General features: G+C 45.0%; 23 protein-coding genes. 5 read left to right on the plus strand and 18 right to left on the minus strand.

Going from position 1 to position 24,370, the window contains the following annotated elements; all coding sequences use genetic code 11:
- Positions 1-236: 236 nt before the first annotated feature.
- Complete coding sequence (gene metG / locus EV212_RS12755) at positions 237-2,198, minus strand: methionine--tRNA ligase (RefSeq protein ID WP_132094187.1); 1,962 nt, start codon at positions 2,196-2,198, stop codon at positions 237-239.
- A 161-nt stretch (positions 2,199-2,359) separates the two neighbouring features.
- On the opposite strand from metG, the gene EV212_RS12760 reads away from it, so the two are divergent.
- On the plus strand, positions 2,360-4,156 hold the full coding sequence (locus EV212_RS12760; RefSeq protein ID WP_165873380.1) for a DUF885 domain-containing protein: 1,797 nt from the start codon (positions 2,360-2,362) through the stop codon (positions 4,154-4,156).
- A gap of 86 nt (positions 4,157-4,242) precedes the next feature.
- Positions 4,243-5,940 (plus strand): phosphoenolpyruvate carboxykinase (ATP), encoded by a 1,698-nt coding sequence (locus EV212_RS12765; protein WP_132094194.1) that lies wholly within the window; start codon positions 4,243-4,245, stop codon positions 5,938-5,940.
- A gap of 49 nt (positions 5,941-5,989) precedes the next feature.
- Here EV212_RS12765 and EV212_RS12770 read toward each other — a convergent pair whose 3' ends face one another.
- The 5 genes from EV212_RS12770 to EV212_RS12790 are packed head-to-tail and all read right to left on the minus strand — an operon-like array spanning position 5,990 to position 9,581.
- Positions 5,990-6,373 (minus strand): metal-dependent transcriptional regulator, encoded by a 384-nt coding sequence (locus EV212_RS12770; RefSeq protein WP_132094197.1) that lies wholly within the window; start codon positions 6,371-6,373, stop codon positions 5,990-5,992.
- A gap of 18 nt (positions 6,374-6,391) precedes the next feature.
- Positions 6,392-6,826 carry a MarR family winged helix-turn-helix transcriptional regulator gene (locus EV212_RS12775; RefSeq protein ID WP_207669127.1) on the minus strand — a complete coding sequence of 145 codons (435 nt, stop codon included), beginning with the start codon at positions 6,824-6,826 and terminating at the stop codon, positions 6,392-6,394.
- A gap of 8 nt (positions 6,827-6,834) precedes the next feature.
- Positions 6,835-7,764 (minus strand): cysteine synthase A, encoded by a 930-nt coding sequence (cysK, locus tag EV212_RS12780; protein ID WP_132094203.1) that lies wholly within the window; start codon positions 7,762-7,764, stop codon positions 6,835-6,837.
- Positions 7,765-8,484, minus strand: coding sequence for a hypothetical protein (locus EV212_RS12785; protein ID WP_132094206.1), 720 nt, complete (start codon positions 8,482-8,484; stop codon positions 7,765-7,767). It lies immediately after the preceding gene.
- Between the two features lie 41 nt (positions 8,485-8,525).
- Positions 8,526-9,581 carry a GH25 family lysozyme gene (locus EV212_RS12790; protein WP_165873381.1) on the minus strand — a complete coding sequence of 352 codons (1,056 nt, stop codon included), beginning with the start codon at positions 9,579-9,581 and terminating at the stop codon, positions 8,526-8,528.
- Between the two features lie 218 nt (positions 9,582-9,799).
- Between EV212_RS12790 and larA the strand changes: the two genes are divergently transcribed.
- Positions 9,800-11,077, plus strand: coding sequence for a nickel-dependent lactate racemase (gene larA, locus EV212_RS12795; RefSeq protein WP_132094211.1), 1,278 nt, complete (start codon positions 9,800-9,802; stop codon positions 11,075-11,077).
- 78 nt (positions 11,078-11,155) lie between these two features.
- Here the strand turns inward: larA and EV212_RS12800 are convergent, their stop codons facing one another.
- From EV212_RS12800 to EV212_RS12810, 3 genes are all read right to left on the minus strand, one after another.
- Positions 11,156-12,520 carry a citrate/2-methylcitrate synthase gene (locus EV212_RS12800; RefSeq protein WP_132094214.1) on the minus strand — a complete coding sequence of 455 codons (1,365 nt, stop codon included), beginning with the start codon at positions 12,518-12,520 and terminating at the stop codon, positions 11,156-11,158.
- Between the two features lie 219 nt (positions 12,521-12,739).
- Positions 12,740-13,255, minus strand: a complete 516-nt coding sequence (locus tag EV212_RS12805) for a hypothetical protein (RefSeq protein ID WP_132094216.1) — start codon at positions 13,253-13,255, stop codon at positions 12,740-12,742.
- A 52-nt stretch (positions 13,256-13,307) separates the two neighbouring features.
- Positions 13,308-14,444 (minus strand): endonuclease/exonuclease/phosphatase family protein, encoded by a 1,137-nt coding sequence (locus tag EV212_RS12810; protein WP_132094219.1) that lies wholly within the window; start codon positions 14,442-14,444, stop codon positions 13,308-13,310.
- A 145-nt stretch (positions 14,445-14,589) separates the two neighbouring features.
- Here EV212_RS12810 and EV212_RS12815 point away from each other — a divergent pair, with 145 nt between their 5' ends.
- The gene (locus EV212_RS12815; protein WP_132094222.1) at positions 14,590-16,179 is read left to right on the plus strand and encodes a peptide chain release factor 3; all 1,590 of its coding nucleotides are present in this window, start codon (positions 14,590-14,592) and stop codon (positions 16,177-16,179) included.
- A gap of 15 nt (positions 16,180-16,194) precedes the next feature.
- Positions 16,195-16,635, plus strand: a complete 441-nt coding sequence (locus EV212_RS12820; protein WP_132094225.1) for a DUF3842 family protein — start codon at positions 16,195-16,197, stop codon at positions 16,633-16,635.
- A 52-nt stretch (positions 16,636-16,687) separates the two neighbouring features.
- Here EV212_RS12820 and EV212_RS12825 read toward each other — a convergent pair whose 3' ends face one another.
- The 9 genes from EV212_RS12825 to EV212_RS13785 form a co-directional block, all read right to left on the minus strand.
- A complete protein-coding gene (locus tag EV212_RS12825) occupies positions 16,688-18,004 on the minus strand; it encodes a putative ABC transporter permease (RefSeq protein ID WP_132094228.1) in 1,317 nt (438 codons plus the stop codon).
- Positions 18,005-18,053: 49 nt separating this feature from the next.
- Positions 18,054-19,244, minus strand: coding sequence for a phosphopentomutase (locus EV212_RS12830; protein ID WP_132094231.1), 1,191 nt, complete (start codon positions 19,242-19,244; stop codon positions 18,054-18,056).
- Entirely contained in the window at positions 19,241-19,660 is a 420-nt protein-coding gene (locus EV212_RS12835; RefSeq protein ID WP_132094234.1) for a cytidine deaminase, read from the minus strand. The genes EV212_RS12830 and EV212_RS12835 overlap by 4 nt, the downstream gene beginning before the upstream one ends.
- Position 19,661: 1 nt before the next feature.
- Positions 19,662-20,315 carry a deoxyribose-phosphate aldolase gene (gene deoC / locus EV212_RS12840; protein WP_132094265.1) on the minus strand — a complete coding sequence of 218 codons (654 nt, stop codon included), beginning with the start codon at positions 20,313-20,315 and terminating at the stop codon, positions 19,662-19,664.
- Positions 20,316-20,337: 22 nt separating this feature from the next.
- The gene (locus EV212_RS13990; protein ID WP_132094268.1) at positions 20,338-20,502 is read right to left on the minus strand and encodes an Arc family DNA-binding protein; all 165 of its coding nucleotides are present in this window, start codon (positions 20,500-20,502) and stop codon (positions 20,338-20,340) included.
- Positions 20,503-20,679: 177 nt separating this feature from the next.
- A complete protein-coding gene (locus EV212_RS12850; RefSeq protein WP_132094237.1) occupies positions 20,680-21,690 on the minus strand; it encodes an SPFH domain-containing protein in 1,011 nt (336 codons plus the stop codon).
- A gap of 125 nt (positions 21,691-21,815) precedes the next feature.
- Positions 21,816-22,574, minus strand: a complete 759-nt coding sequence (locus EV212_RS12855) for an amino acid ABC transporter ATP-binding protein (protein WP_132094240.1) — start codon at positions 22,572-22,574, stop codon at positions 21,816-21,818.
- Between the two features lie 10 nt (positions 22,575-22,584).
- The gene (locus EV212_RS13780; protein ID WP_243115562.1) at positions 22,585-23,235 is read right to left on the minus strand and encodes an amino acid ABC transporter permease; all 651 of its coding nucleotides are present in this window, start codon (positions 23,233-23,235) and stop codon (positions 22,585-22,587) included.
- Between the two features lie 102 nt (positions 23,236-23,337).
- The gene (locus EV212_RS13785; protein ID WP_243115563.1) at positions 23,338-24,204 is read right to left on the minus strand and encodes an amino acid ABC transporter substrate-binding protein; all 867 of its coding nucleotides are present in this window, start codon (positions 24,202-24,204) and stop codon (positions 23,338-23,340) included.
- Positions 24,205-24,370 lie beyond the last annotated feature (166 nt).

The following is a 24,370-nucleotide window of genomic DNA, read 5'->3' on the forward strand; positions in this document are numbered from 1 at the left end:
CAAGAGTTTGCTTACAGCTTCCTTCAGATTCCACCTCACGATGGACACCCTTGCTGTTCGGCTATACACTTCCTCGTTGCCTAGGCGTGTTCGGGACTTGCACCCGTTAGAGCGCGCCCATGGCGCGCAAACAAACAGACCGAAAGCATATCACACAGCTTTCGGTCTTTCATATACCCATTCGGGCATGTATGGGTCATGCCCATCTGGACATACATTATTTCTATTTCTGCAACTTAGCAGATTTCCGCACCTGACGGCATTTCTTTTTCAGGAATCATCAGAGACAGACTGCCTTCTGCATCTTCCGCGCAGAGAAGCATACCTTCGGACATCACACCGGCCAGCTTTGCAGGTTTCAGGTTTGTCACAACCATGACCTTCTTGCCCACCATCTCTTCCGGTGTGTAATGGGCTTTAATTCCGGATACGATCTGGCGCACCTGACTGCCGATCTTCACCTGAGAACAAAGCAATTTTTTGGATTTTTTTACAGCTTCACAGGCAATAATCTCGCCGACCTGGAACTGAAGCTTGGCAAAATCGTCATAAGTAATTTCCGGTTTGGCTTCAATATCGATACCTGCCTCCATCGCAACCGCCTTTGCAGCCTCGGCTTCTTTAGCAGCCTTATCTGCTTCCAGTTTTGCCATGAATTCCTTCATATCAATACGTGCAAAGAGAATCTCCGGTTTTTCAACAACCTTGATTCCCTGTTCCATCCGGCCAAAAGTATCCAGTTCGAGGAAATCTCTCTGCTGTGTGCCAATCTGATCCAGAATCTTTCGGGATGTGGTCGGCAGAAAAGCTTCCAGACATACTGCGCCAATTCGGATACCCTCGAATAAGTTGTAAAGTACTGTAGCCAGACGGTCTTTTTTCGCTTCGTCCTTTGCCAGATTCCATGGCTCCGTCTCGTCAATATATTTATTACAGCGACGGAACAATGCAAATATTTCTGTAATGGCATCGGCCACACGCAATTTATCCATTTTCGCTGCCGCTTTTACAGGGGTTTCTAAAGCAACCCGTTTCAAATCCTCATCCACAGGTTCATTGACACCCGGATTGGTTACCACACCGCCAAAATATTTATTTGTCATGGAAATGGTACGATTTACCAGGTTTCCAAGAATATTTGCCAGGTCTGAGTTCATACGCTCAACCATCAGCTCCCATGTAATGGAACCGTCATTATCAAACGGCATCTCGTGCAGAACGAAATAACGCACCGCATCCACACCAAAATAATCTACCAGATCATCGGCATAAATCACATTACCTTTGGATTTACTCATCTTTCCTTCGCCGACAAGCAGCCAAGGATGTCCAAATACCTGCTTCGGCAGAGGAATATCCAGTGCCATCAGCATGATCGGCCAATAGATCGTATGGAAACGAATGATATCTTTACCGATCAGATGCAGGTCTGCCGGCCAGTATTTCTCCACCATCGGATCACTGTTGCCGTCCAGATCAAAGCCAAGTCCGGTAAGATAGTTGCTGAGTGCATCGATCCATACATAAATCACATGTTTAGGATCAAAGGTGACCGGGATTCCCCATGTAAAAGAGGTTCTGGATACACACAAATCCTGAAGCCCCGGCAGCAGGAAATTATTCATTATCTCATTCTTACGGGATTCCGGCTGAATAAATTCCGGATGGGTATTGATATGTTCGATCAGCCGGTCCGCATATTTACTCATTTTGAAGAAATATGCCTCTTCCTTCGCATCGATCACTTCCCGTCCGCAGTCCGGACATTTGCCATCCACAAGCTGACTTTCCGTAAAGAAGGATTCACACGGTGTGCAATACTTTCCTTCATAATATCCTTTGTAAATATCCCCCTGATCATAAAGCTTTTTAAAAATCTTCTGGACCTGCGCTTCATGGTCGGCATCTGTTGTCCGGATAAAACGATCATAGGATGTATCCATCAAATCCCAGATCCGTTTAATCTCACCGGCCACACCATCCACATACTCCTTCGGGGTTACGCCGGCCTCTGCCGCTTTGATCTCCACCTTCTGACCATGTTCATCCGTCCCCGTCTGAAAACGTACATCATACCCCTGAGCCCGTTTAAACCGTGCAATGCTATCGGCAAGAACAATCTCATACGTATTGCCGATATGCGGTTTCCCGGACGTATAGGCAATCGCTGTTGTTATATAATAAGGTTTCTTTGCCATGTTTTTTCCTCCCATCAGAATTATATATTCATCATAAGCTAATTTCTTATTATAATATATCCCTGTTTTAAACACAAGGAAATTTAATGGAAAATCACCTACATATCCCAGACTTTTTCTGTTATACTAAAAATATCAAACTAAAGGGGGATTCAAATAATATGAAATTTATCAGGACATTTAAAACACTAATGATTTCTGTATGTTCAGCGGCATTGCTGTTGACCGGATGCAGTTCTGCCCAAAACACAACGGCGACCACGACCAACAATGGAACATCTGCTGAGGAAGCCTTTGATGAACTGACACGTGATATTTTTACAGATTATGTCGGCAGCGATTCGCTGACTCTGAATTATACATTGAAAGATCCGTCGGCCTACGGCATCGAGCTGGAGGAAGCAACCTGGGGTGACGTTCCTCTGACGGAGGAAGATTTTGCCGAAGAAAAAGCTCAGACCCAGGCCTGGCTTGACCGTCTGAATAAAATCTCCGGTCTAACCGGTGAACGGGCCGTTACTTATGACGTGGTTAAATATTATCTCGAAGCAGATCTGGAATCTTATGATTATATTTATCAAACGTCAAATCTGGCGCCCTTGCTCGGCTTCCAGAGCCAGCTTCCGACAACCATGGCGGAATATCATTTCGACGATGTGGACGACGTTAAAGATTATCTGACCCTTTTAAATTCACTGGGCAATTATATCGAATCTATCCTTGCCTTCGAAAACCAAAAAGCCGATGCCGGATACGGCATGTGCAAGTCCGCATTGGAAGCCGCCATTGAAGACTGTCAGTCTTTCATTGAATCCCCGGAAACTAACCTTCTTATTGAAGTTTTTCCGGAAAAGCTGGAAGGTCTGAATCTATCTGATGATGAAAAGAACGCCTATATCAAAAAAAATCAGGAGGCCGTCATCAACTCGGTCATCCCCGCCTACCAGTCCATTATTGACGGTTTGACCGCTCAGATCGATACGGCGCCGGAAAAAGGAAATATATCGTCCTATGAAAACGGTCAGGACTATTACAAATATTTATTAAAATCCTCCGTCGGCACAGACAAGACCCCGGAGGAACTCATCGAACTGACCGAGGGGAAACTGAATTCTGCAATATTTTTCCTCGCTCTCACGATGAATGCCAACCCGGATATTTTTGACGAGGTAGATAATGCCGAATATTCGCTGACAGACCCGACGGAAATCATTGAGCACTTTAAATCCACATTTACGGCCGAACAGATGCCGGAAGCCCCTGAGGTCGACTATACCCTGAAAAATGTTCATGAATCTCTGTCTGAACGTTTAAGTCCGGCCATGTATTTCATTCCCCGGATCGACGATATTGCAAATAACCAGATTTATTTAAATCTCCGGGACAGTGTGGGCAACGAATTGATGCCGACGATGGCTCACGAAGGCTATCCGGGCCATATGTATCAGATCACTTACTATTATAATACGAACCCGGATCCTATCCGCACCGTCTATGAATGCTCCGGTTATGTAGAAGGATGGGCTTCCTATGTGGAATCTCTGTCCTACGATTACTGTGGATTCGAGGAAGATGTGGCGGATTTCTACCGCACTTTCAATGCGGAAATGGCCCTCAATCTCTACTGTCGCGCGGACCTCGGTATTCACTATGAAGGCTGGGATGTGGCGCAGACCGGCGAATTTATCCGTCAGTATCTGACCTTCGACGACGCGACCATCCAGGAACTTTACGACAACATTCTCTATAACCCGACAAATTATATGATCTACGGCATCGGTATGGATGAAATTCTTGAAATGCGTGATACCATGGAAGATCATCTGGATAAGGATTTTGATATTAAAGATTTCCACAAGCAGCTTTTAGACCTGGGTCCGGCGCCATTTCCTATCTTACGGAAATACATGCCGGATGCAGATATCGTCCCTGAATCTGCTGAAGAAAAGGCAGCCTGAACCGCCCAATCCTTGACATTCAGCCAATTGTTGTTTATAGTTGTAATTAACTGAAGGAATTTAAACCGCTAAAGGAGGATCTGTTAATGTCAACAAAAGCATATTACAATATTGACGAAATCGGCGCAGGAAAGCCGGGTTTTTCCAAAACCCGCTCCATTATCGAAGCCGCTTTCTACGGAAATAATGTTGTTAAAGTAAATACTTTAAAAGAAGCCTATGAACTGGCTAAAAACTCTCCGGGAACGATCGTTACCGATATGCCGGTATACCGAGGTGAAGAATTTGGCCTTGAAAAAGATGCCAAAGTTCTTCTTTTCAATGATGGCGCTATCACCGGCCGCTACGCTGTTGCCCGCCGAATCGCGGGAGAACCTGGCGTAAATTGCGAGGAGCTGGACAAAGTCGCTATGGATGCTGTTTATGAATCCCGTTGGAAAACCATGTATCATGCAGAAGTTTATGCCGGCCTTGATTCTGAATTTATGGTTAAGTGTCACCTGCTCATTCCGGAAGGCGAAGAAAATATTCTCTATTCCTGGATGCTGAACTTCCAGTACATGTCGGATGAATATGTAAAAATGTATAAAAACTCCAAACCTGTTGGTGACGGCAAGGAAGCAGATATCTATATCTTTTCCGACCCACAGTGGAACGGCTCCGACCGGCCGGGCGTTGATTTAAGCTGTCTCAGTGACCCTGCCAAAAAGACTTTGTGCTACTTCAATACAGAGACCAACTGTGCCTGCATTCTCGGTATGAGATACTTTGGTGAACATAAGAAGGGGACTCTGACGATGGTTTGGGCTATTGCCAACCGTAACGGTTATGCGTCCTGCCATGGTGGTCAGAAAGAATACACATTAGCTGACGGTTCCAAATTCGTCGCTTCTGTTTACGGTTTATCCGGTTCCGGAAAATCCACACTGACCCACGCAAAACACGGTGGTAAATATGAGATCAAAGTACTTCATGATGATGCCTTTATCATCAATACGGATACCTGTGCATCCATCGCCATTGAACCAACCTATTTTGATAAAACTGCCGATTACCCAACCGGTTGCGATGACAACAAATACCTCCTTACTTCCATGAATAACTCGGCGACCATGGATTCTGAAGGAAAGATTCAGCTCGTTACAGAAGATATCCGTAACGGAAACGGCCGTGCGATCAAATCCAAGCTCTGGTCTCCAAACCGGGTAGACCGCATTGACTCTCCGGTAAACGCCATCTTCTGGATCATGAAAGATCCAACCATTCCGCCGGTTGTTAAGTTAAAGGGAGCTTCCTTAGCCTCTGTCATGGGTGCAACTCTGGCAACCAAACGTTCTTCCGCAGAGCGTCTGGCTCCCGGCGTAGATCCAAACAAACTGGTTGTCGTACCATATGCCAACCCGTTCCGGACCTATCCACTGGCTAACGATTATGAGAAATTTAAAAAGCTGGTGGAAGAAAAGAATGTCGATTGTTACATCATCAATACCGGCGATTTCATGGGCAAAAAAGTACAGCCAAAGGATACCCTCGGCATCCTTGAAGCCATCGTTGAGAAAAAAGCAGAATTTAAACCATGGGGACCATTTTCCGATATCGAAATCATGGATTGGGAAGGTTTTATTCCGGATATGAGCGATGCTGCATATCTGACCCAATTAAAGGCCCGTATGATGGACCGTGTCAATGAAATCGAAGAATTTTCTGTATTAAAAGATGGTTATGACAAACTTCCGGATGACGCTCTGGCTGCTATCAAGAAAGTTGTTGACGAATTAAACTAACATAGAAATTGAGCCGCGGGACAAATTTTCAATCGTCCTGCGGCTCTTTCTATTTTTTCTTCTTCATAAATTTTTTCAGTTTTTTGCGCGTCCCTTTACTGATATCGTGTTCCAGTAAGTGAGCCTCTTCCCTGGCATCGGCCGGCTCGAGCTCCAGCATCTCCGTCAAAAACTTATAGACCACTTTATAGGTGTCATAGACATTCTTACCCGCCTCAAGTCCCGCTTTGGTCAGATGTATCGTTCCATAATGTTCATGTTCGATATATCCCTGTTCTTTCAGCGTATTCATCGCCCGATTAACACTCGGCTTGGATATTCCAAGGAACTGGGCAACATCCGTCACACGGACCTCATCCTTTTTCTGTGTCAGTACATAAATTTCCCTTAAATAGTCCTCCATCGAACTGGACAACCCATTCTTTATTTTCATTTCTTTCCTCCCGGCCTGCTACACTGTCTTAAAATAATCTCTTAAATTCCGCATCGCCTGTGTCAAAACCTGACACTGTTCTTCGTCCAGTCCCTGCCGCATGGCCCGGACCATCTCCATATGAAACTGCGCATGCCGCTTATAGGCCCGCCGCCCTTTCTCATCCAGAGAAATAAGAACAACTCTCCGGTCCTTTTCGCTGCGCGTACGAACAACATACCCCTTTTTAACCAGATTATTCATGGCGATCGTCAATGTCCCCACCGTTACGCCGACAAGACGGGCAATCGATGACATATTTTTCGCTTCACCATCACCTATGGCCTCAATAATATGCATATCATTCATGGAAATATCCTTAAATTCATCCTGAATCAAAGATTCCTCTTCAATCTTCAACGTATGATTGAAGAGATGTACTAATACTTCATTCAACTGGCTATATGAATCCATAAACCCCTCTATTCTTCAAATAACGGTGTCGAGAAATATCGTTCTGCCGTATCCGGCAGCACCGTCACAACCGTTTTTCCCTTGCCAAGCTTTTTAGCCAGTTTTAAAGCGGCCGCAACATTTGTTCCGCTGGAAATGCCGCACATCAGCCCTTCCAGCCGCGCCAGATCTTTTGCTGTCTGAATCGCTTCCTCATCTGTAACCACATAAATGTCATCATAAATCTGTTTATTCAAAATTGGAGGAATGACGCCGTCTCCAATCCCCATCTGCAGATGTGTTCCCACCGTTCCGCCCGCAAGTATGGCTGCATTTTCCGGCTCCACAGCCCAAATCTCGATTTCCGGATTCTGGGCTTTCAGCACCTCCCCGATGCCAGTGATGGTTCCGCCGGTTCCGATGCCTGAGCAAAAACCGTGAATCGGTCCGCCGACCTGTTCCAGGATCTCCAGCCCCGTATGATGGCGATGCACCATGGGATTGGCCGGGTTTTCAAATTGCTGAGGCACAAACACCTTTGGATTCTCCCTTGCCATCTCCAGAGCCAGCCGCAGACATTCATCGATACAATCCCCAATATTCCCGGCATCATGCACCAGCCGCACTTCGGCACCATAATGCTGTACCAGTTTCCGCCGCTCCTCACTCACCGAATCGGGCATAAAGATTACCGTCTCATATCCCTGAACAGCACCGATCAAAGCCAGGCCGATTCCCTGATTACCGCTCGTCGGCTCCACAATAATCGTATCCTCATGAATGCGTCCCTGCTTTTTCGCTTCCTCGATCATATTAAAGGCTGTGCGCGTTTTGATGGAACCACCCACATTTAGCCCCTCATATTTTACCAAAACCTCCGCATTTTCCGGTGAATTCATACGATTCAAACGAATCATCGGCGTATGGCCCATAGCCTCTAAAACATTGTTATATATCATTTATTTATTTCTCCCCCTGCTATCTATAATATGAGTCATCTGTGTCATATGCTGACAAAATGTCTCCGCCGTATATCGCACAAAGGTTTCCAGCCCTGCCAGATTGAAGACTTTCATCTCCTTCTCATCCCCCGGTCTGCCTTTATGACAAATACACTCAAGCTCTTTCAGCACCCGTTCAAGCTGGGATGCATTCACTTCATCCATATTCACATTTTCAAGATATCTATATTCCGGCGGCTGTATATGATATTTGTCGACAAGCCAATGGTTACTCCGCGTATAATCCCCGTAATAATATTCTGAGGAAAAAAACTTTTCAAACGGAATAAAACGGCCGCTTTCTTTCAACTCCACCCGATGAATAAACGCCTTTCTTGGTTCCGGACGGCCTTTTTCATCCTCAAAAGTCAAAATAGTCGGCCAATATTCGTTCACATATCGTTCATCCAGATATAAGTGGGCATAATAGCCCAGAATCACTGGCTCGTTCAGCCGATCCCCATATTTCTCCAGAAAACGAGACAGTTTTGGAGCCCGTGCAATATTTTCCCAGCCCTCCGGCGCCCAAAAATGGGATATGGCTTTATCCTTCCCCAACCGGGTATCCGGAAGGAGATTACCAAGCAAAAATTCCTGTTTCCAATCAGAATCCGGCTGCTTTTTCATATGTTCCATGATCATGGCCGCCTCTGTAAGATGAATAATAAATCCCGGCATATTTCTCCCCTCCCGATTCTTTTTAATTATGATACCACATTTTACAAAATTTTTATATACGTAGAATCATATTTTACATAAGCAAATAATTCACCATATTTTATCCGCATCCAATTGGATGGTGCAATGGAGATTACTGAAATTTCATCCCCCCAGCCCAATTGCCCGACCACAGCGCCGTCAAGCCCCGGATAGGCTCGCATGTTCACTCCACTGCCAAAGATTTTCGCTCTTTTATAAGAGGACAATCTCTGCCAGCCGGAAAGATATTCATTCGCCACAAAACCTTTTCGACCATTATACACACAATTAGACCAGCCCCAACCGTCATCCCATAACCAGGTAATTTCCGTATTATAATAGAGCTGCAGAATTACCGGTGCTCCCACATAGGCATCTTCCCGAAAATTGACCCCATTTCCCACAATCTTCATCGCTTCGCCTTCCGGTTTCGGCTCCGGCCGTTCTTCCGGTTCTGAAGGATTACCGGAAGTCAGGGCCGGATAATCATAATAGGCATAATTTCCGTCAAAAGGCTGCGTCCATCCTTCCAGATATTTCCCATTCGTAAATTGCCATAATCCATACGCCCCTGTATAAGAATTCTCGGCAGCCCATTGAGCTACCCATTTGTCAAACCGGTCCAGTCTTCGGTCATTCAAGTATCCATTCAACCACGATAAACTGGCATAAAGTCCGGCATAGTACCCGGCAGATTCGATTCCCATTAAAAACCGTTCGCATATAGATACCAACATCTCCTTTGAAGGAAAACCATGACTCGCTTTATAGCCATCGCCATCTTCCATATCCAGCCAGACCCCATAGGTCGGATTTGCCTTACGCACCAGTCTTAAACAATGTTGTATTTCGCTCTCTGTATCTTCCATATTTAATGCATAAGAATAGAAATAAACACCATAGGGAATTCCGAGGGCTTCACATTCCCTGACGTTCCTTTCATATTTTGAATCATCCTGACTGGTCACATTATTGCCATAGCCACAGCGGATGAGTACAAAATCAATCTGATCTTTAATCATTGTGAAATTAATGTCACCATTAAAAGAACTTACATCGATTCCAAATTTTGGCATGATCAATGTCACCTTCATTTTATTTGATAATAGTATATGCTATTTCAAAAATTTGGCTAAACGTTTATATTGGTCGGACCAATTTGTGCAATTATTAAAAAATACTCGTTAAACAAATAACTTTTGTAGACAACTTGCACAAAGCATCATATAATAGAGCAGTCAAACTTTGAGTTTTGAATGCTATTATTATGAAGGATTTTTTGAGGAGAACATTTATGAAGACAGTAAACTTTCTTTACGGAAAAACAACACTTGATTTGGAAGTTCCTGACGATACTCCTGTATTGACTTCCAACATTGATGAATTGCACAGCAACAAAAGCGGGTATGATATCGTCGCGGAAGCCATGGAAAACCCTATTGACAGCCCACGCCTTTTTGAACTTGCAAAAGGCAAACCGGACTGTACAATTATTATCAGTGACCACACACGCCCTGTACCAAGTCAGGACATTTTACCTCATATGATTCGCGAATTGAGAATGGGAAATCCGGATATCAAGATTACATTTCTTGTCGCTACCGGTTTCCATCGTCAGACAACCATTGACGAATTAAGAAACAAACTTGGTGATGCACTCTACGAAGAATTCAAGGACAGCATCGTTGTTCATGATGCCCACAATCCGGAGAGCAATGCCAAAGTCGGCACATTGCCATCCGGCCCGGATTGTATTATTGATAAGCTTGCATTGGAAGCATCCCTCCTTGTTGCCGAAGGTTTTATCGAAGCTCACTTCTTCGCCGGCTTTTCCGGCGGACGTAAAAGTGTTCTTCCGGGCGTCTGTGATGCCGTGACCGTTATGGGCAACCACTGTTCCAAATTCATTGACAGCCCATATGCCCGTACCGGTATTCTTGATCATAACCCGATTCACGAGGATATGATCGCGGCAGCCGAAATGGCTAATCTGGCATTTATCTGTAATGTTGTTATTGATGAGGATAAGAAAACTGTTGCCGCTTTTGCCGGCAATTTCAATACTGCTCACCGCAAAGGCGCCGATTTCCTTGCAAACTACTGTGTCGTAAGACCAGCACCGGCCGATATCGTTATCACCACGAACGGCGGTTATCCGCTTGATCAGAACGCTTACCAGTGTTCAAAGGGCATGAGCGCCGGAGAAGCAACAGCAAAACCGGATGCGGTCATCATCATGCTGGCGACATGTTCGGATGGTCACGGCGGCGAACAATACTACCGTTCCATTGCAGATGCTGAATCTGCTCAGTCTTTCTATGATCAGTGTATGGCAACAGCCCAGGAAGATACATTGCCTGACCAGTGGTGTGCCCAGATTTACTGCCGTATTCTCTGTAAACACAAAGTGCTTTTTGTGGCAGAGCCAGAACAGGAAAAAATGATCACAGATATGAAAGCTGAATATTTTCCAACGCTCGAAGCTGCTTACGCCCGCGCACGAGAACTGAAAGGTACGGACGCAAGTTTGACCTGCATCCCTAACGGTATCTCCGTTATTGTAAGAGACTGATATCTCTCAAAATATTATCTATAGAAAAGCCGAAGCTCCAGGAGAAATCCTGGAGCCCTCTTTATATCCAATGTTTCACTATTCCCTGTCTTCCAAAGGTTTATAGTCTTTTTCTTCCATTATGCTCAAATAGGCCGGACGAATAATCTTATCCACATTGACTAATTCTTCAATGCGATGAGCACTCCAGCCAACAATCCGTGCCATGGCAAAAATCGGTGTATATAATTCCAATGGAATGTCCAGCATATTATATACAAATCCGCTGTAAAAATCCACATTGGCGCTGACGCCTTTATAAATCTTTCGTTTTTCAGCAATGACTTCCGGTGCCAGACGTTCCACAGCCGAATAAATGCCGAATTCTTCATCTCTGCCCTTCGCCTTCGCCAGACGTTCCACGAAACTCTTAAAGATCCGCGCTCTTGGGTCAGAAAGGGAATATACCGCATGCCCCATACCGTAGATCAGTCCCTTTTTATCAAAAGCCTGTTTATCCAAAAGTTTACCGAGGTATTCCTTAATGGCCTCTTCATCGTGCAGATCGGATACATTCTCCCGCAAATCCCGCATCATTTCCACAACTTTAATATTTGCGCCGCCATGCTTCGGGCCTTTCAGCGAAGACAGCGCCGCAGCTACTACCGAGTAAGTATCTGAACCCGCCGAAGACACAACACGAGTCGTAAAGGTTGAATTATTGCCGCCGCCATGCTCCATATGCAACACGAGGGCAATATCAAGAACCTTCGCTTCCAGTTCTGTATACACTTTATCCGGACGAAGCATGAGAAGAATATTTTCCGCAGTTGAAAGATTCTCATCCGGACGATGTATATAAAAACTGTCTCCACATTCATAATGATTATATGCATGATATCCATATACGGACAACATCGGAAGAATAGCAATCAGCTGCAGACATTGGCGAAGCACATTGCTGATCGACGGGTCTGCCATATTATCATCATAAGATGCCAGCGTCAGCACACTTTTTGTAATGGAATTCATAATATCCTTACTTGGCGCCTTCATAATAACATCCCGCGTAAAGTTTGTCGGCAGCGTCCGGCTGGCATTGAGAACTCTTTTAAACTCTTCCAGCTCTGCCATATTCGGTAATCGCCCAAATAAAAGCAAATAAGTGACTTCTTCATATCCGAACCGCTCTCCATGAAAACCTTTAACCAGGTCTATGATACTATATCCCCGATACCATAACTTACCATCGCAGGGTATCTTCTCTCCATTCACCTCCTTAAATGCCTGAATCTTTGAAATATGAGTCAGTCCAGACAACACACCATTTCCATTTTTATCCCTAAGTCCCCGCTTTACACCAAACTCATCAAAAAGTTCTGCCGAAATCAAATCGGTCTGCTCGCATATCTTTCCGTATATATCTGTATAATCCACTAGATTCATTTTTTCTTTCTGCTCCATAAGATATACACCTCCATTTTACTATTAGGATAAATTGTAACATTCTTTAAAAATACATGTCAATTATTTAACGTGAAAATTTATAGTTCTTTAGAAAACTTTCACGAAGTGTTCACATTTTCTCTAAAATTCGTCAAAAAACAAGGGCGGCCTTTCCTTCAAGCCCCCTTACTGCAATCAAACTTCCCGCTGACGTCTATCTGCTTCTTGTCTTGTCCGTTACTGGACACTGCAGCATCCATTACATGTACTGCAATCTCCACAGCCGCCGCCCATAACGATATTGTCCGTCAGATAGTCCACCTGGATCGCATAAACGTCCAAAGGCAGATGATGGTCCTGACCATCACTGTCTGTCACCAGCAATTCATTTTCAAAAAATTGAATACGAATCGGAATCAATACATTTGCTCCCGTATCTCGTGGATCCGGACGCCATTCGGCGCCGATGCGAAGCACACTGCCAGCTTCCGCCCCATTCTTCACCCGACAGATCAACCCGGTTCCCACCGTACGAAGTGCCTTTACACGTCCATCCGGATCAAACTCCAGGGTGGGAAGATGCTCTTCATCTTTTAGCGGCGTATTATCGTAGGCAATGTACAGTCCGGTTTCATGACTGAAAAACACCTGCTGCTCCGGCTCCGCCGATTTCACCGTACCATTCTCATAAAATTCTACCCGACCGGCCATAAAGGTTCCGACGGAAGTTTCTATTTCCTGAATATTATTCATAAAATTCCCACCTCTCCAAGTCTGCATCACAAGTCTTTCAGACAGTATAACATTAATTTTCTATTAATTCAAACCGGAGCCTCACCGGATTATGATCGCTCCAGGCAAAATCCGTATCGATATTCTCTGCCGTTGCCCTCACATTATCTGTCACAAGGAACCCATCGACCACGGTTGTATAATTCACACCCTTTGTATAGGGAATATCAGCTCCCCGGCAGGTCGGGACTTCCAGTTCATTATCTGCCCGCACGATTCTCACACCGTCAACCAGATCATCTTCCGTCAACACAGCAACCCAGGCCGGGAATTTCTGTTCCGAAGGAAATCCTTCTGCCACCGCCTCACCCATGGCATGGTTAAAATCTCCGCCCACAATGACGTAATTACCTTTGGCATATTCTTCGGCTATGACCGAATTCAGCAGTTCCAACTGCCGGGCACGAATGGTGCCGCCCTCGTCATAGGCCGACATATGGCTGTTGATCAATATCAGCTCATGTCCCCCCTCCACCGGAAGGCGCATCTGAGCAAAGCAGCGGTCCAAATCCGTAAACTTGGTGATAAAACTGTTATCCACCGGATAACTGCGGCGTTCTGCCCCTGAAATTTGATAACGGCTGAAACTCAACAATCCGGCCTGCACCGCTCCATGCGGGTCATTGAACGGATAAAAAAGATAGGCTGAATGAAAATTATTGGCAAAAATGCTGGCATAATCCGTCATCGCCGTTTTTATATAATCTTCCTGATTCACATGATAGCTCCTGTCTGCGTCTACATCCACTTCCTGGAGCAGATAAAAATCTGCCGCCAAGTCTTCAATGACATCCAGCGCCCCTTCCGTATGCGTCTCAACTGACGCCAGATTCAATGCCTTTCCATATTTCCCCGCTGTTTTAGTTCCGTCCTTCATTTCTCCGGTGTCCATAAAAAAGCTGTAATCCGGTCCGTAGGTGCCGAAACCGATATTATAGGTAACTGCTGTATATGTATCCCCGATCTTGAGCGCATTTTCCCTATTGTTTTCCACTTCCAACGCCGCATGATCCTCAATCCGGTAATAATTTGCCTGAAGATAAATCACATATCCTGCAACAATGAGCGCCAATGCTAAAATCAGGATGATCACTGCCCGGATAACAAGCGCCGCTCCGCCCTTGTTTCCTCTCTTTTCTGCTTTTTCCATTATAATATGCCCCCTTTCTACTTATTTTAAACAGGAATTTTACATTCGTCAATCAAATGTATTCTTTATATTGACACTTCATTTAACTATAAGCTATAATTTAAATTTAGTGATTATGAAACAGATATGATTTGGAGGTAGTCCCTTGGCAAACTTAAAAGAAGAAATTAGTAAACGAAGAACCTTTGCCATCATCTCCCATCCGGATGCGGGCAAAACCACTTTGACAGAGAAATTCCTTCTCTATGGCGGCGCAATTAACCTGGCCGGTTCGGTCAAAGGAAAGAAAACGGCAAAACATGCGGTTTCCGATTGGATGGAAATTGAAAAACAGAGAGGTATTTCCGTCACCTCGTCTGTACTGCAGTTTGAATATGACGGATACTGCATTAATATTCTGGATACTCCGGGACATCAGGATTTCTCCGAGGATACTTACCGTACACTGATGGCGGCTGACTCCGCTGTCATGGTCATTGACGCCTCCAAGGGTGTTGAGGCTCAGACAAAGAAATTATTTAAAGTATGTCTGCTCAGGGATATCCCGATTTTCACTTTTATTAATAAAATGGACCGGGACGCCAATGACCCTTTTGAATTGATGGATGAAATTGAATCTGTCCTCGGCATCGCTACCTGTCCAATGAACTGGCCGATCGGTTCCGGTAAGGAATTCCGTGGTGTCTATGACCGCCGTGCCAAACATGTAACTACTTTTACCGCCTTTGCTAACGGGCAGAAAGAAGTAGATTCCGAAAATCTCGATGTAGATTCTCCGGAACTTCTCGGCATGGTCGGCGATGAGCTGTTCCAGACCCTTCAGGACGATATTGAACTTCTGGACGGCGCAAGCGCCGAATTTGATATTGAAAAAGTCAGCCACGGCAAACAGACACCGGTATTTTTTGGTTCCGCCCTGACCAACTTCGGAATCGAAATCTTTTTGAATTACTTTCTTGAAATGACAAGCCATCCTCTGCCACGTAAATCCGATATTGGTGAAATCAGTCCTTTTGACAAAGATTTTTCCGCATTCGTCTTTAAAATTCAGGCCAATATGAATAAAGCCCATCGTGACCGTATTGCTTTTATGCGCATCTGTTCCGGTAAATTTGAAGCCGGTATGGATGTTTACCACATTCAGGGTAAAAAGAAATTAAAACTATCCCAGCCGCAGCAATTGATGGCCCAGGAACGAAAGATTCTGGATGAAGCCTATGCAGGAGATATTATCGGCGTTTTTGACCCAGGTATTTTCTCTATTGGGGATACCATTTCCGTTCCGGGCAAAACCTTTGCTTATGAAGGCATCCCAACCTTCGCGCCGGAACATTTTGCAAAAGTACGCCAGGTTGATACGATGAAACGTAAACAATTTATTAAAGGCGTTACCCAGATTGCCCAGGAAGGTGCCATTCAGATTTTCCAGGAATACAATACGGGTATGGAAGAAATTATCGTCGGCGTTGTCGGTGTTCTCCAGTTTGATGTATTAAAGTTCCGTCTTGAAAACGAATACGGCGTTGAAATCCGTATGGATACCATGCCGCATGAATATATTCGTTGGGTAACAAGTCCTGATACAGATGTTGCACGTATCAACGGAACCTCCGACATGAAACGAGTCAAAGACCTGAAAGGTAATCCACTTCTTCTCTTTATCCATGAATGGGCAGTCAACACCGTGTTAGACAAAAATAAAGGGCTCGAGCTGTCCGAATTCGGCCGCTGGTAAACGGAGATCACACACATGATAAAAAAAGATATTTTAATTGCCGTTGTTGACGGGCAGGGCGGCGGCATCGGCCGTCAGTACATTGAAAGCCTGACAAAACAGCTTCCGAAAGATCTGCCGGTCATTATCAGAGCCCTTGGAACCAATTCGGCAGCCACCTCAAACATGATGCGGGCCGGAGCTACTGATGGAGCTACCGGAGAAAATGCCATTGTAAAAAATGCCGGCAGGGCAGATATCATTGTTGGGGTTGTTGCCATTGTCGTACCAGACTCCATTCTCGGTGAATTATCCCCGAAAATGGCCAACGCCGTCGGGCAGAGCGATGCCCTGCGTATCCTCATTCCATTCGACAGCTGCAATACCCGGATTGCCATGCTTTCTAACGGACCCCTGCAGCAATTCATTGACAAGGCTGTCCAAATGACCATACAACGTATTAAAGAATTGAGCTAGAAAAAGAGCTTAGTCAGAACATTGAGCATTCTGACTAAGCTCTGATTTTTAATCATTTCACAATTTTCATATAAGGATAAACACTTTCCACCATGGCGTCCGGATACTGGGCGTCCAGAAATTCCCCCACAACACTCTTCGGCGGGATTGATGCCTGACGCTGTACGTAGCGTGTGATCGCCATAGACGATATCAATGCAGTAAGTACCATGATCACCATCAGCGCCCAGGTCAGGATTGTTCCCGAGATCAAAGGAATCTTTTCAATCCATCGGCTGACTACCGGATAAACCAGATAAATAAGTATCAGAGCGGCAATTCCCCAAAAACCGCAGAATAACAAGTTAATCCGTCCATTCAAGTTAAAAGGAATTCGGCTGTAATCCCAAAAGGTAGTCCCGAACAGGAATTCAGCAAGCACCGAACAGGTATACTCAAACACGCCCCCAAAAAAGAAACCGCCGAGAAAGACGAAAAACCCGCTTCTTTTCACGGAATACAACAATCCTATGCCCAGAGCACCGCCGGCACCCCAGACGATACTGAAAGGTATATATAGAAAACTGCTGCGGCTCATTACCTGCCCCGTTGTCCCCCACATATAAATCGTTTCAACAATATCCCCGGCCACACCGCTGATGAAAAACATCCAGATAAGCTTTTCCAGGCAGAGGCCTTTTGCAAAAACGCGCCCGTCTACCCGTCCGAACCCTTTTTCTTCCGAAGGTTCCTGACTCTTTAATTCCGGGAAGGACGTATACATACGGCGCTGCACCGCCATAAATATCTGCCTTCCCATATGTCTGCGCACCTGATTTGCCTGGTTCACCACATTTTCTGCCATACCGCCCTTTAAATTCAAATGCATAGAAGCCGCCAGAGTCACACCCAAATCTAAAATGAATACTGTTCCCGCGACCCACAGCGCCAGGCCAACTGCCCGCTTCGGCAAAATGAGAAGCAGAATAGAAATCGCAGGCTGCACAAGCCACAATGCCACTGCTGCCAGCATTCCCCAGACAATGGAATATCTGAGACAAATGTATCCATCCAAATTATAAGGCATATCCCGGTAATCCCAGAAACGTCGTCCCGTGATTTTTCTAAGAAGAGCTCCTGTCACATACTCAATCACAGTCACAATTCCTATGGCTCCGATCACCTGCCAAAAGGGCTGCAGGCTGTAATCTGAAAGTACGTTAAATATGACAAACATACTGATTCCATAAACAGGACACATAGGCCCATTCAAAAAACCCCGATTGATAAAACGGCCATATTTAAAAGCTGCAAATATTTCTTCTGTCACCCACCCTAAAAAGGAATAGATAAAAAAGAAGGCAACATGTAAGTAAAGTTCGTGATGCATAAGCCCTTTTCTCTCCCTCTTTGAAGTCTTATCTGATCGTATATTACTTTTAGTCTAATTTATTCCCTATAGAATATCCAATAGTTTTTTCCGGCATGGACACACCAAAATTATCGGCGATAGTTGCCCCGATGACCGCAAAGGTGTCCAGCTCACCGATACATCCGCCGCCGTTAAATGCCGGCGAATAAAGGAGCAGCGGCACTTTCTCCCGGGTATGGTCCGTTCCTTTATACGTCGGGTCATTGCCGTGGTCCGCCGTAATCATAAGCAGATCTTCTGATCCCAGTTTTTCTAAAAGTTCTCCAAGTTTTACGTCAAACCGTTCCAGCTCTTCTTTGTAACCTTGAGGATTTCTTCGGTGTCCCCAAAGTGCATCAAAATCCACCAGATTGACAAAACAGAGTCCTTTAAAATCTTCTCCGGCAATATCAATCGTCTGCTCCATACCATGGACTGAGGATTTTGAACGTTCCGCCCGGGTAATGCCTTCACCAACAAAAATATCGTTAATCTTTCCTACAGCAATAACATCCAGTCCGGCGTCTTTCAGGACATTCAGAGCTGTTGCTCCAAAGGGTTTTAAGGCATAATCATGACGGTTGCTGGTACGCTTAAACTCGCCCCGCTTCTTTCCCACATAAGGTCTGGCAATGACCCTGCCGACCTTCCATTCTTCCCGCATCGTCAGTTCTCTGGCGATCTCACAGCAGCGATACAACTCCTTTAAGTCAAAAGTTTCCTCATTCCCGCAAATCTGGAGCACTGAATCGGCAGACGTATAAACAATCATATGCCCTGTGGCAATTTCCTCTTCGCCCAGTTCATCCAGGATAACCGTCCCGCTGACGCTCTTATTGCCTATAACCTTATGCCCCGTGCGCCGTTCCAACTCAGCGATCAAATCCTCCGGGAATCCATTTTCCGAAAAAGTCTTAAACGGCGTTGTCACTTTTAAGCCCATCATTTCCCAATGTCCCGTCATCGTATCTTTGCTGGCACTGGCTTCCCTCAGGACCGCATAATAACCCACAGGTTCTGCAATCGGTTTAACCTGTTTCAATTGTTTTAGATTTGCCATGCCAAGCTTTCGAAGATTCGGAATATCAAAGGTATCGGCACATTCGGATATATGTCCAAGCGTATCGGCGCCGACATCACCGTAATCCGCCGCATCCGGCATCTCGCCGATGCCAAGAGAATCAATAACAATTAAAAATATCCGTCGAAAGGTTTTCATCCCCGCTCCACCTCCAATGTCTCCGGCGAAAAAGCCTTCGGAAGTAATTCGCCCAGAGTATATACCTTATAATCCTCCGGACTTTTGGCCATAACGACCTGAAACGCTTCCGGATCACAAAACTCTGCCATCACCTGCCGGCAGACACCGCAGGGTGCACAATAATCCTGAATTTTTCCATACTTTCCACCAACAATAGCGATCGCCTTAAAATTCCGAAATCCCTCACTCACTGCTTTAAAGATTGCCGTCCGTTCCGCACAATTTGACGGACCATAGGCTGAATTCTCTATATTGCATCCGGTAAAAATCCGACCATCCATGCACAAAAGCGCAGCGCCAACCTTAAACTGCGAATAAGGCGCATATGCATAATCCATCTGAGCAATGGCCTTTCGTATGAGTTCTTCCCACATGCTACATCTCCCCTTTGACAAGCTTTACAATCCGGCTGGTACCGAGTCTGGAAGCTCCCAGTTCGATAAATTTCTCCCCATCTTCCATCGAAGCAATGCCGCCTGCCGCCTTGATCTTAACGCCGGGTCCGATATGTTCGGCGAAAAGCTTGACATTCTCAAAAGTGGCTCCGCCGCCGCCGAATCCGGTGGAGGTCTTAATGTAATCTGCCCCTGAATCGGTGACGACATGACAAAGATGGATTTTTTCTTCCTTCGTCAAAAAGCAGGTTTCGATAATTACTTTTAAAATATGGCCGCCGCATACGGACTTTATCTCCCGGATTTCCTGAAGAACCCGGTCATATTTCCCCTCTTTAACGGCACCGAGGTTGATCACCATGTCAATCTCATCCGCCCCATCGTCCAGAGCCTGCTGTGTCTCAAAAATCTTTACTTCCGAAGTTGAATAACCATTCGGAAAGCCGATGACCGTACAGATTTTCATCCGTTCCCCTACATAACTCTTTGCCATTTTAACAAAACTCGGCGGTATGCACACCGAAGCTGTTCTATAGGTGATGGCATCATCACACAATGCTTTAATTTCATCCCAGGTCGCTGTCTGCGCCAATAATGTATGATCTACCCTGGACAAAATTTCTTCCTTCATCAATCTGTGTTCCTGACTCACTCGATCATCCCTTTCCTTTTTTACGGTTTCTCACCGCCTCTGTCAGCAAATATTCTATCTGTCCATTAATTGAGCGGAAGTCATCGCCGGCCCACTGGGAGATATCCTCCCAAAGCCCCTGAGGCAGACGAAGCAGCACCTGCTTTTTTGCATTTTCTCTGGCCTTCATGGCCTTCTCCCGCGCTTTGATTTCTTTCTCAAGGGAATCCAGTTTTTCCATACGCGCACGAAGCTTTTCTTCCTTTTCATCTAAACGCTCATCCAAATGATTCATCGCCATGGCTCCGCCTCCTTCCCTCTACTCTATAGTTTACCTTTCAGGCATACTCTATGTCAAATACTTCGGTTAATATATACTGCCGCTGTTGACAATAGGCTGTGTATCTTTTCCGGAACAGAGAACGACAAGCAGATTGCTCACCATCGCTGCTTTCCGTTCCTCATCCAAAAGAACGATCTCTTCATCTCCAAGTTTATCGATGGCCATTTTCACCATACCCACTGCGCCGTCAACAATCTTCTGACGTGCCGCGATAATAGCTGTCGCCTGCTGACGCTGAAGCATCGCCGCCGCAATTTCCTCCGAATAGGCTAAATTGGTAATCTTCACATCTTCAATGATAATACCTGCCACATTCACCCGTTCCTGCAAAGCTTCTTCCATCCGATCGGCAATTTCCTGGACACTGCCCCGCAATGTCTTTTCACTCTCATCATTGTCCTCATCCACCACATCATATGGATAAAGACGGGCAATATTGCGCACCGTAGAGTCGGTTTGAATGGAAATAAATTCCGCATAATCCTCCACATTGAAAACGGCCTTTGTCGGGTTCGATACTCGCCAGATAACATTGGTGCCGATAACGATCGGGTTGCCCATACCGTCATTAACCTTCTGCTTTTCATTTTTCAATGTATTGCTTTTTAAGGATACCCGTTTTCTGGTCGGAACAGATATGACTTCCATATCATCTGACTTTGATTTTGCTGCTTTTATGGCCGCACTCCTTGCTTTATCGTAGACCGGGCTATTGGACTCACAAAAAGGATTGACAAAATAAAAACCGGATTCCCGAATAGTTCCATAGTAAGCGCCAAACAGAGTCAGCACCAGCGCCTCATTCGGACGCACCGTCTTTAATCCTCCAAATGCAATACATACGGCAACCATACCGATACAAGCCGCCACGATCATGATCACTGCTGCCACAACATGTTTATCTACTGCCTGTCGGATGCCAAAAGCAAACAAAAATCCAAACGCCACCAGTATAATCAGATTAATAACAAGCATCACAACGCCATTGGCAGGATGAAGAATTTTTTCTTCAATATTTTTGTTTTCTGTCTTCATAAATTATCCTCCTTTGATAATGATATCATAATGATATCATTATCATATCTTCATTCCGGAGGAATGTCAAGAACAAAAATAGCATTGCCAAAGCAATGCCATTTTGATCAAATCACCTGCGTCCCTTAATCCGCATTAAATTTTCCAAGAAATTCTTTCATTCGCTGATTCTGTGAGTTAAATACGGTTTCCGGTGAACCTTCCTCAACAATGACCCCTTTATCCATAAAAATGACATAGTCCGACACATTCCGTGCAAAATTCATCTCATGGGTAACAATGACCATCGTCATTTTTTCTGCCGCCAGGTTTTTAATTATTTTTAAAATTTCTCCCGTCAACTCCGGGTCCAGGGCTGAAGTCGGTTCGTCAAAGAACAATATCTTTGGGTTCATCGCCAAAGCCCGCGCAATAGACACACGCTGCTGCTGGCCCCCGGATAACTGGTGCGGGTAGGCATTGGCTTTATCCGAAAGCCCCATCTTGCGGAGCAGTTCTTTAGCCTCTTCAAACACTTCTTTCTTATTTCGATGCTGCACCTTCAACGGTGCGTCTGTAATATTTTTAATGACCGAATAGTGGGGAAATAAATTAAAGTTCTGGAAAACCAGGCCATAATAACTATGGATTCGCTTTAAATCTGATGTTTTTGCATAAATGGCTCTGCCGCCCTCACTCTTTGCCGCCGCTTCACCCATATAAATGATATCTCCGTCATCAACCTTCTCAAGCATCGTAGCGCAACGGAGCAACGTGGATTTTCCTGAGCCTGACGGCCCGATGATACTCAATACCTGCCCTTCATTTACCGTCAGAGAGATATCCTTTAAAACTTCAAGTCCATCGAAGCTCTTTTTTATATGATTCATTTCCAGTAAATTCATCCTCATCCTCCTAACGATAATAACTCAATTTCTTTTCCACATGGTCAAAGAACATAGCTACCAAAAGATTAAAAATATAATAAAATACGGCAGCAACTACAAATGGCATCATCGAAGACTGGGATGCCACCAACTGTTTCGTCAGTGTGAAAATCTCTGCCACAGCCAGGGTAAAGGCCAGAGATGTATCTTTAACAAGGGTAATCGTTTCATTTGCTACCGCCGGAATGATCCGTTTAATGACCTGAGGCATCACAATATGAATAAAGGTCTGACTTCTGCTGTAACCAAGCAGTTTTGCCGCCTCATACTGGCCCTCTGGAATAGCGGAAATACCGCCACGGTAAATCTCTGCAAAATAGGCCGCATAGTTTAAGGCAAATCCAATCAATACCGCATTCAAACGATAGGAACGTGTGATTGGAATTCCAAAAATAAAATAAGGGCCAAAATAAACTACCAGCAGCTGGAGCATTAACGGTGTTCCACGCATAATGGATATGTATATCTTCGCGAGAATGGATAGAATTTTAAATTTTGACATACGGACAAGGGCCAGACCAAGACCAAGGATCAATGAGGACACCAGTGTCACAAAGAAAATTTCAATGGTCACACCCATACCGCTGGATAATTGTTTTATAATATCTGTAATTGCCATGAATTGACCTCCCTGAAGGTTCATACTGTTCTTAAAAACATCCTGCATCATGTTCACAGTAAAAGGGAGCGATATTGCTCGCTCCCCTGATGTCCGTATACTTTATTTGCCAATACAGATGTTGTCTTTATTTATGCCATATTTATCAGCAATCTTATCAACAGTACCGTCAGCTTCCATCTCAAGCAGTGTGGCCCATACCTGATCCCGAAGTCCCTCGTTGCCGAGTTTGAAACCGATACCATACTGTTCTGTGGAAATTACATCATCCAGGATCGTAATATTATCATTTTTGCTCTGTTTCGCTCTTGCTACGCCTTCATCCATGGCAACAGCATCTGCAGAACCTGCTTCAAGTTCCATCAATGCGGATTCATATTCCTGTACTTCGATCAGCTCAGCGAAGGAATCTGCCAACGCTTTAATCTCAGCGTTTTCTTCATCCTTTAATGCCGCCAGTGCGGAAGAATCCGCCTGAACCAATACAATCTTTCCGGCCAGATCTGCCGCAGAAGCGATCTCTCCATCTTTTTTTACGGCAAATACCTGTGTATTATCTACATATGGTTCGGTCCATGTATATTTATCTTCACGACCATCCATCGTAAATCCGTTCCAGATACAATCAATTGCTCCGGAATTTAATTCTGCATCCTTGGCATCCCAGTCAATCGGAGTTTTCACAAGCTCCCATCCGTTACGATCACAGACTTCCTGTGCCAGATCCAGGTCAAAACCAACATATTCGCCGTTTTCCTGATATCCATATGGCGGGAAGCTGGCATCAAAACCGACAGTAAACGTGGTCCGCTCACCATCCGCTGCAGTGGTCTCTCCGTCTGCCTTACTCTCCGCACCTGTTTCTGCTTTTGTTTCTGTTTTTGTTTCTGCTGCTTTATTACCGCATCCCGTTACCAGACATCCTGCTGCCAACGCTGCGGCTACCATAAATACCACATTTTTTTTCATTATCTTTTCCTCCCAAATTCCCTTGATAATCCATTCTGTTATTCATGTAATGCTTTATCATAGTAGCACAAAAACGTATTTATGTCAATACGGAAAACACGCCTACAGCGCCTTTGGCCACATATTATGACACAAAAAAGATGCTGCCCTTCGGCAACATCTTCTC

Source organism: Frisingicoccus caecimuris, from assembly GCF_004340975.1.
Classification (GTDB): domain Bacteria; phylum Bacillota; class Clostridia; order Lachnospirales; family Lachnospiraceae; genus Frisingicoccus; species Frisingicoccus caecimuris.

Bases quoted from the DNA above. Each gene is read 5' to 3' on its own strand.
- metG (WP_132094187.1), bottom strand. From the start codon at position 2,198: ATGGCAAAGAAACCTTATTATATAACAACAGCGATTGCCTATACGTCC.
- EV212_RS12760 (WP_165873380.1), top strand. From the start codon at position 2,360: ATGAAATTTATCAGGACATTTAAAACACTAATGATTTCTGTATGTTCA.
- EV212_RS12765 (WP_132094194.1), top strand. From the start codon at position 4,243: ATGTCAACAAAAGCATATTACAATATTGACGAAATCGGCGCAGGAAAG.
- EV212_RS12770 (WP_132094197.1), bottom strand. From the start codon at position 6,373: ATGAAAATAAAGAATGGGTTGTCCAGTTCGATGGAGGACTATTTAAGG.
- EV212_RS12775 (WP_207669127.1), bottom strand. From the start codon at position 6,826: ATGGATTCATATAGCCAGTTGAATGAAGTATTAGTACATCTCTTCAAT.
- cysK (WP_132094203.1), bottom strand. From the start codon at position 7,764: ATGATATATAACAATGTTTTAGAGGCTATGGGCCATACGCCGATGATT.
- EV212_RS12785 (WP_132094206.1), bottom strand. From the start codon at position 8,484: ATGCCGGGATTTATTATTCATCTTACAGAGGCGGCCATGATCATGGAA.
- EV212_RS12790 (WP_165873381.1), bottom strand. From the start codon at position 9,581: ATGCCAAAATTTGGAATCGATGTAAGTTCTTTTAATGGTGACATTAAT.
- larA (WP_132094211.1), top strand. From the start codon at position 9,800: ATGAAGACAGTAAACTTTCTTTACGGAAAAACAACACTTGATTTGGAA.
- EV212_RS12800 (WP_132094214.1), bottom strand. From the start codon at position 12,520: ATGGAGCAGAAAGAAAAAATGAATCTAGTGGATTATACAGATATATAC.
- EV212_RS12805 (WP_132094216.1), bottom strand. From the start codon at position 13,255: ATGAATAATATTCAGGAAATAGAAACTTCCGTCGGAACCTTTATGGCC.
- EV212_RS12810 (WP_132094219.1), bottom strand. From the start codon at position 14,444: ATGGAAAAAGCAGAAAAGAGAGGAAACAAGGGCGGAGCGGCGCTTGTT.
- EV212_RS12820 (WP_132094225.1), top strand. From the start codon at position 16,195: ATGATAAAAAAAGATATTTTAATTGCCGTTGTTGACGGGCAGGGCGGC.
- EV212_RS12825 (WP_132094228.1), bottom strand. From the start codon at position 18,004: ATGCATCACGAACTTTACTTACATGTTGCCTTCTTTTTTATCTATTCC.
- EV212_RS12830 (WP_132094231.1), bottom strand. From the start codon at position 19,244: ATGAAAACCTTTCGACGGATATTTTTAATTGTTATTGATTCTCTTGGC.
- EV212_RS12835 (WP_132094234.1), bottom strand. From the start codon at position 19,660: ATGTGGGAAGAACTCATACGAAAGGCCATTGCTCAGATGGATTATGCA.
- EV212_RS13990 (WP_132094268.1), bottom strand. From the start codon at position 20,502: ATGAAGGCCAGAGAAAATGCAAAAAAGCAGGTGCTGCTTCGTCTGCCT.
- EV212_RS12850 (WP_132094237.1), bottom strand. From the start codon at position 21,690: ATGAAGACAGAAAACAAAAATATTGAAGAAAAAATTCTTCATCCTGCC.
- EV212_RS12855 (WP_132094240.1), bottom strand. From the start codon at position 22,574: ATGAATTTACTGGAAATGAATCATATAAAAAAGAGCTTCGATGGACTT.
- EV212_RS13780 (WP_243115562.1), bottom strand. From the start codon at position 23,235: ATGGCAATTACAGATATTATAAAACAATTATCCAGCGGTATGGGTGTG.
- EV212_RS13785 (WP_243115563.1), bottom strand. From the start codon at position 24,204: ATGAAAAAAAATGTGGTATTTATGGTAGCCGCAGCGTTGGCAGCAGGA.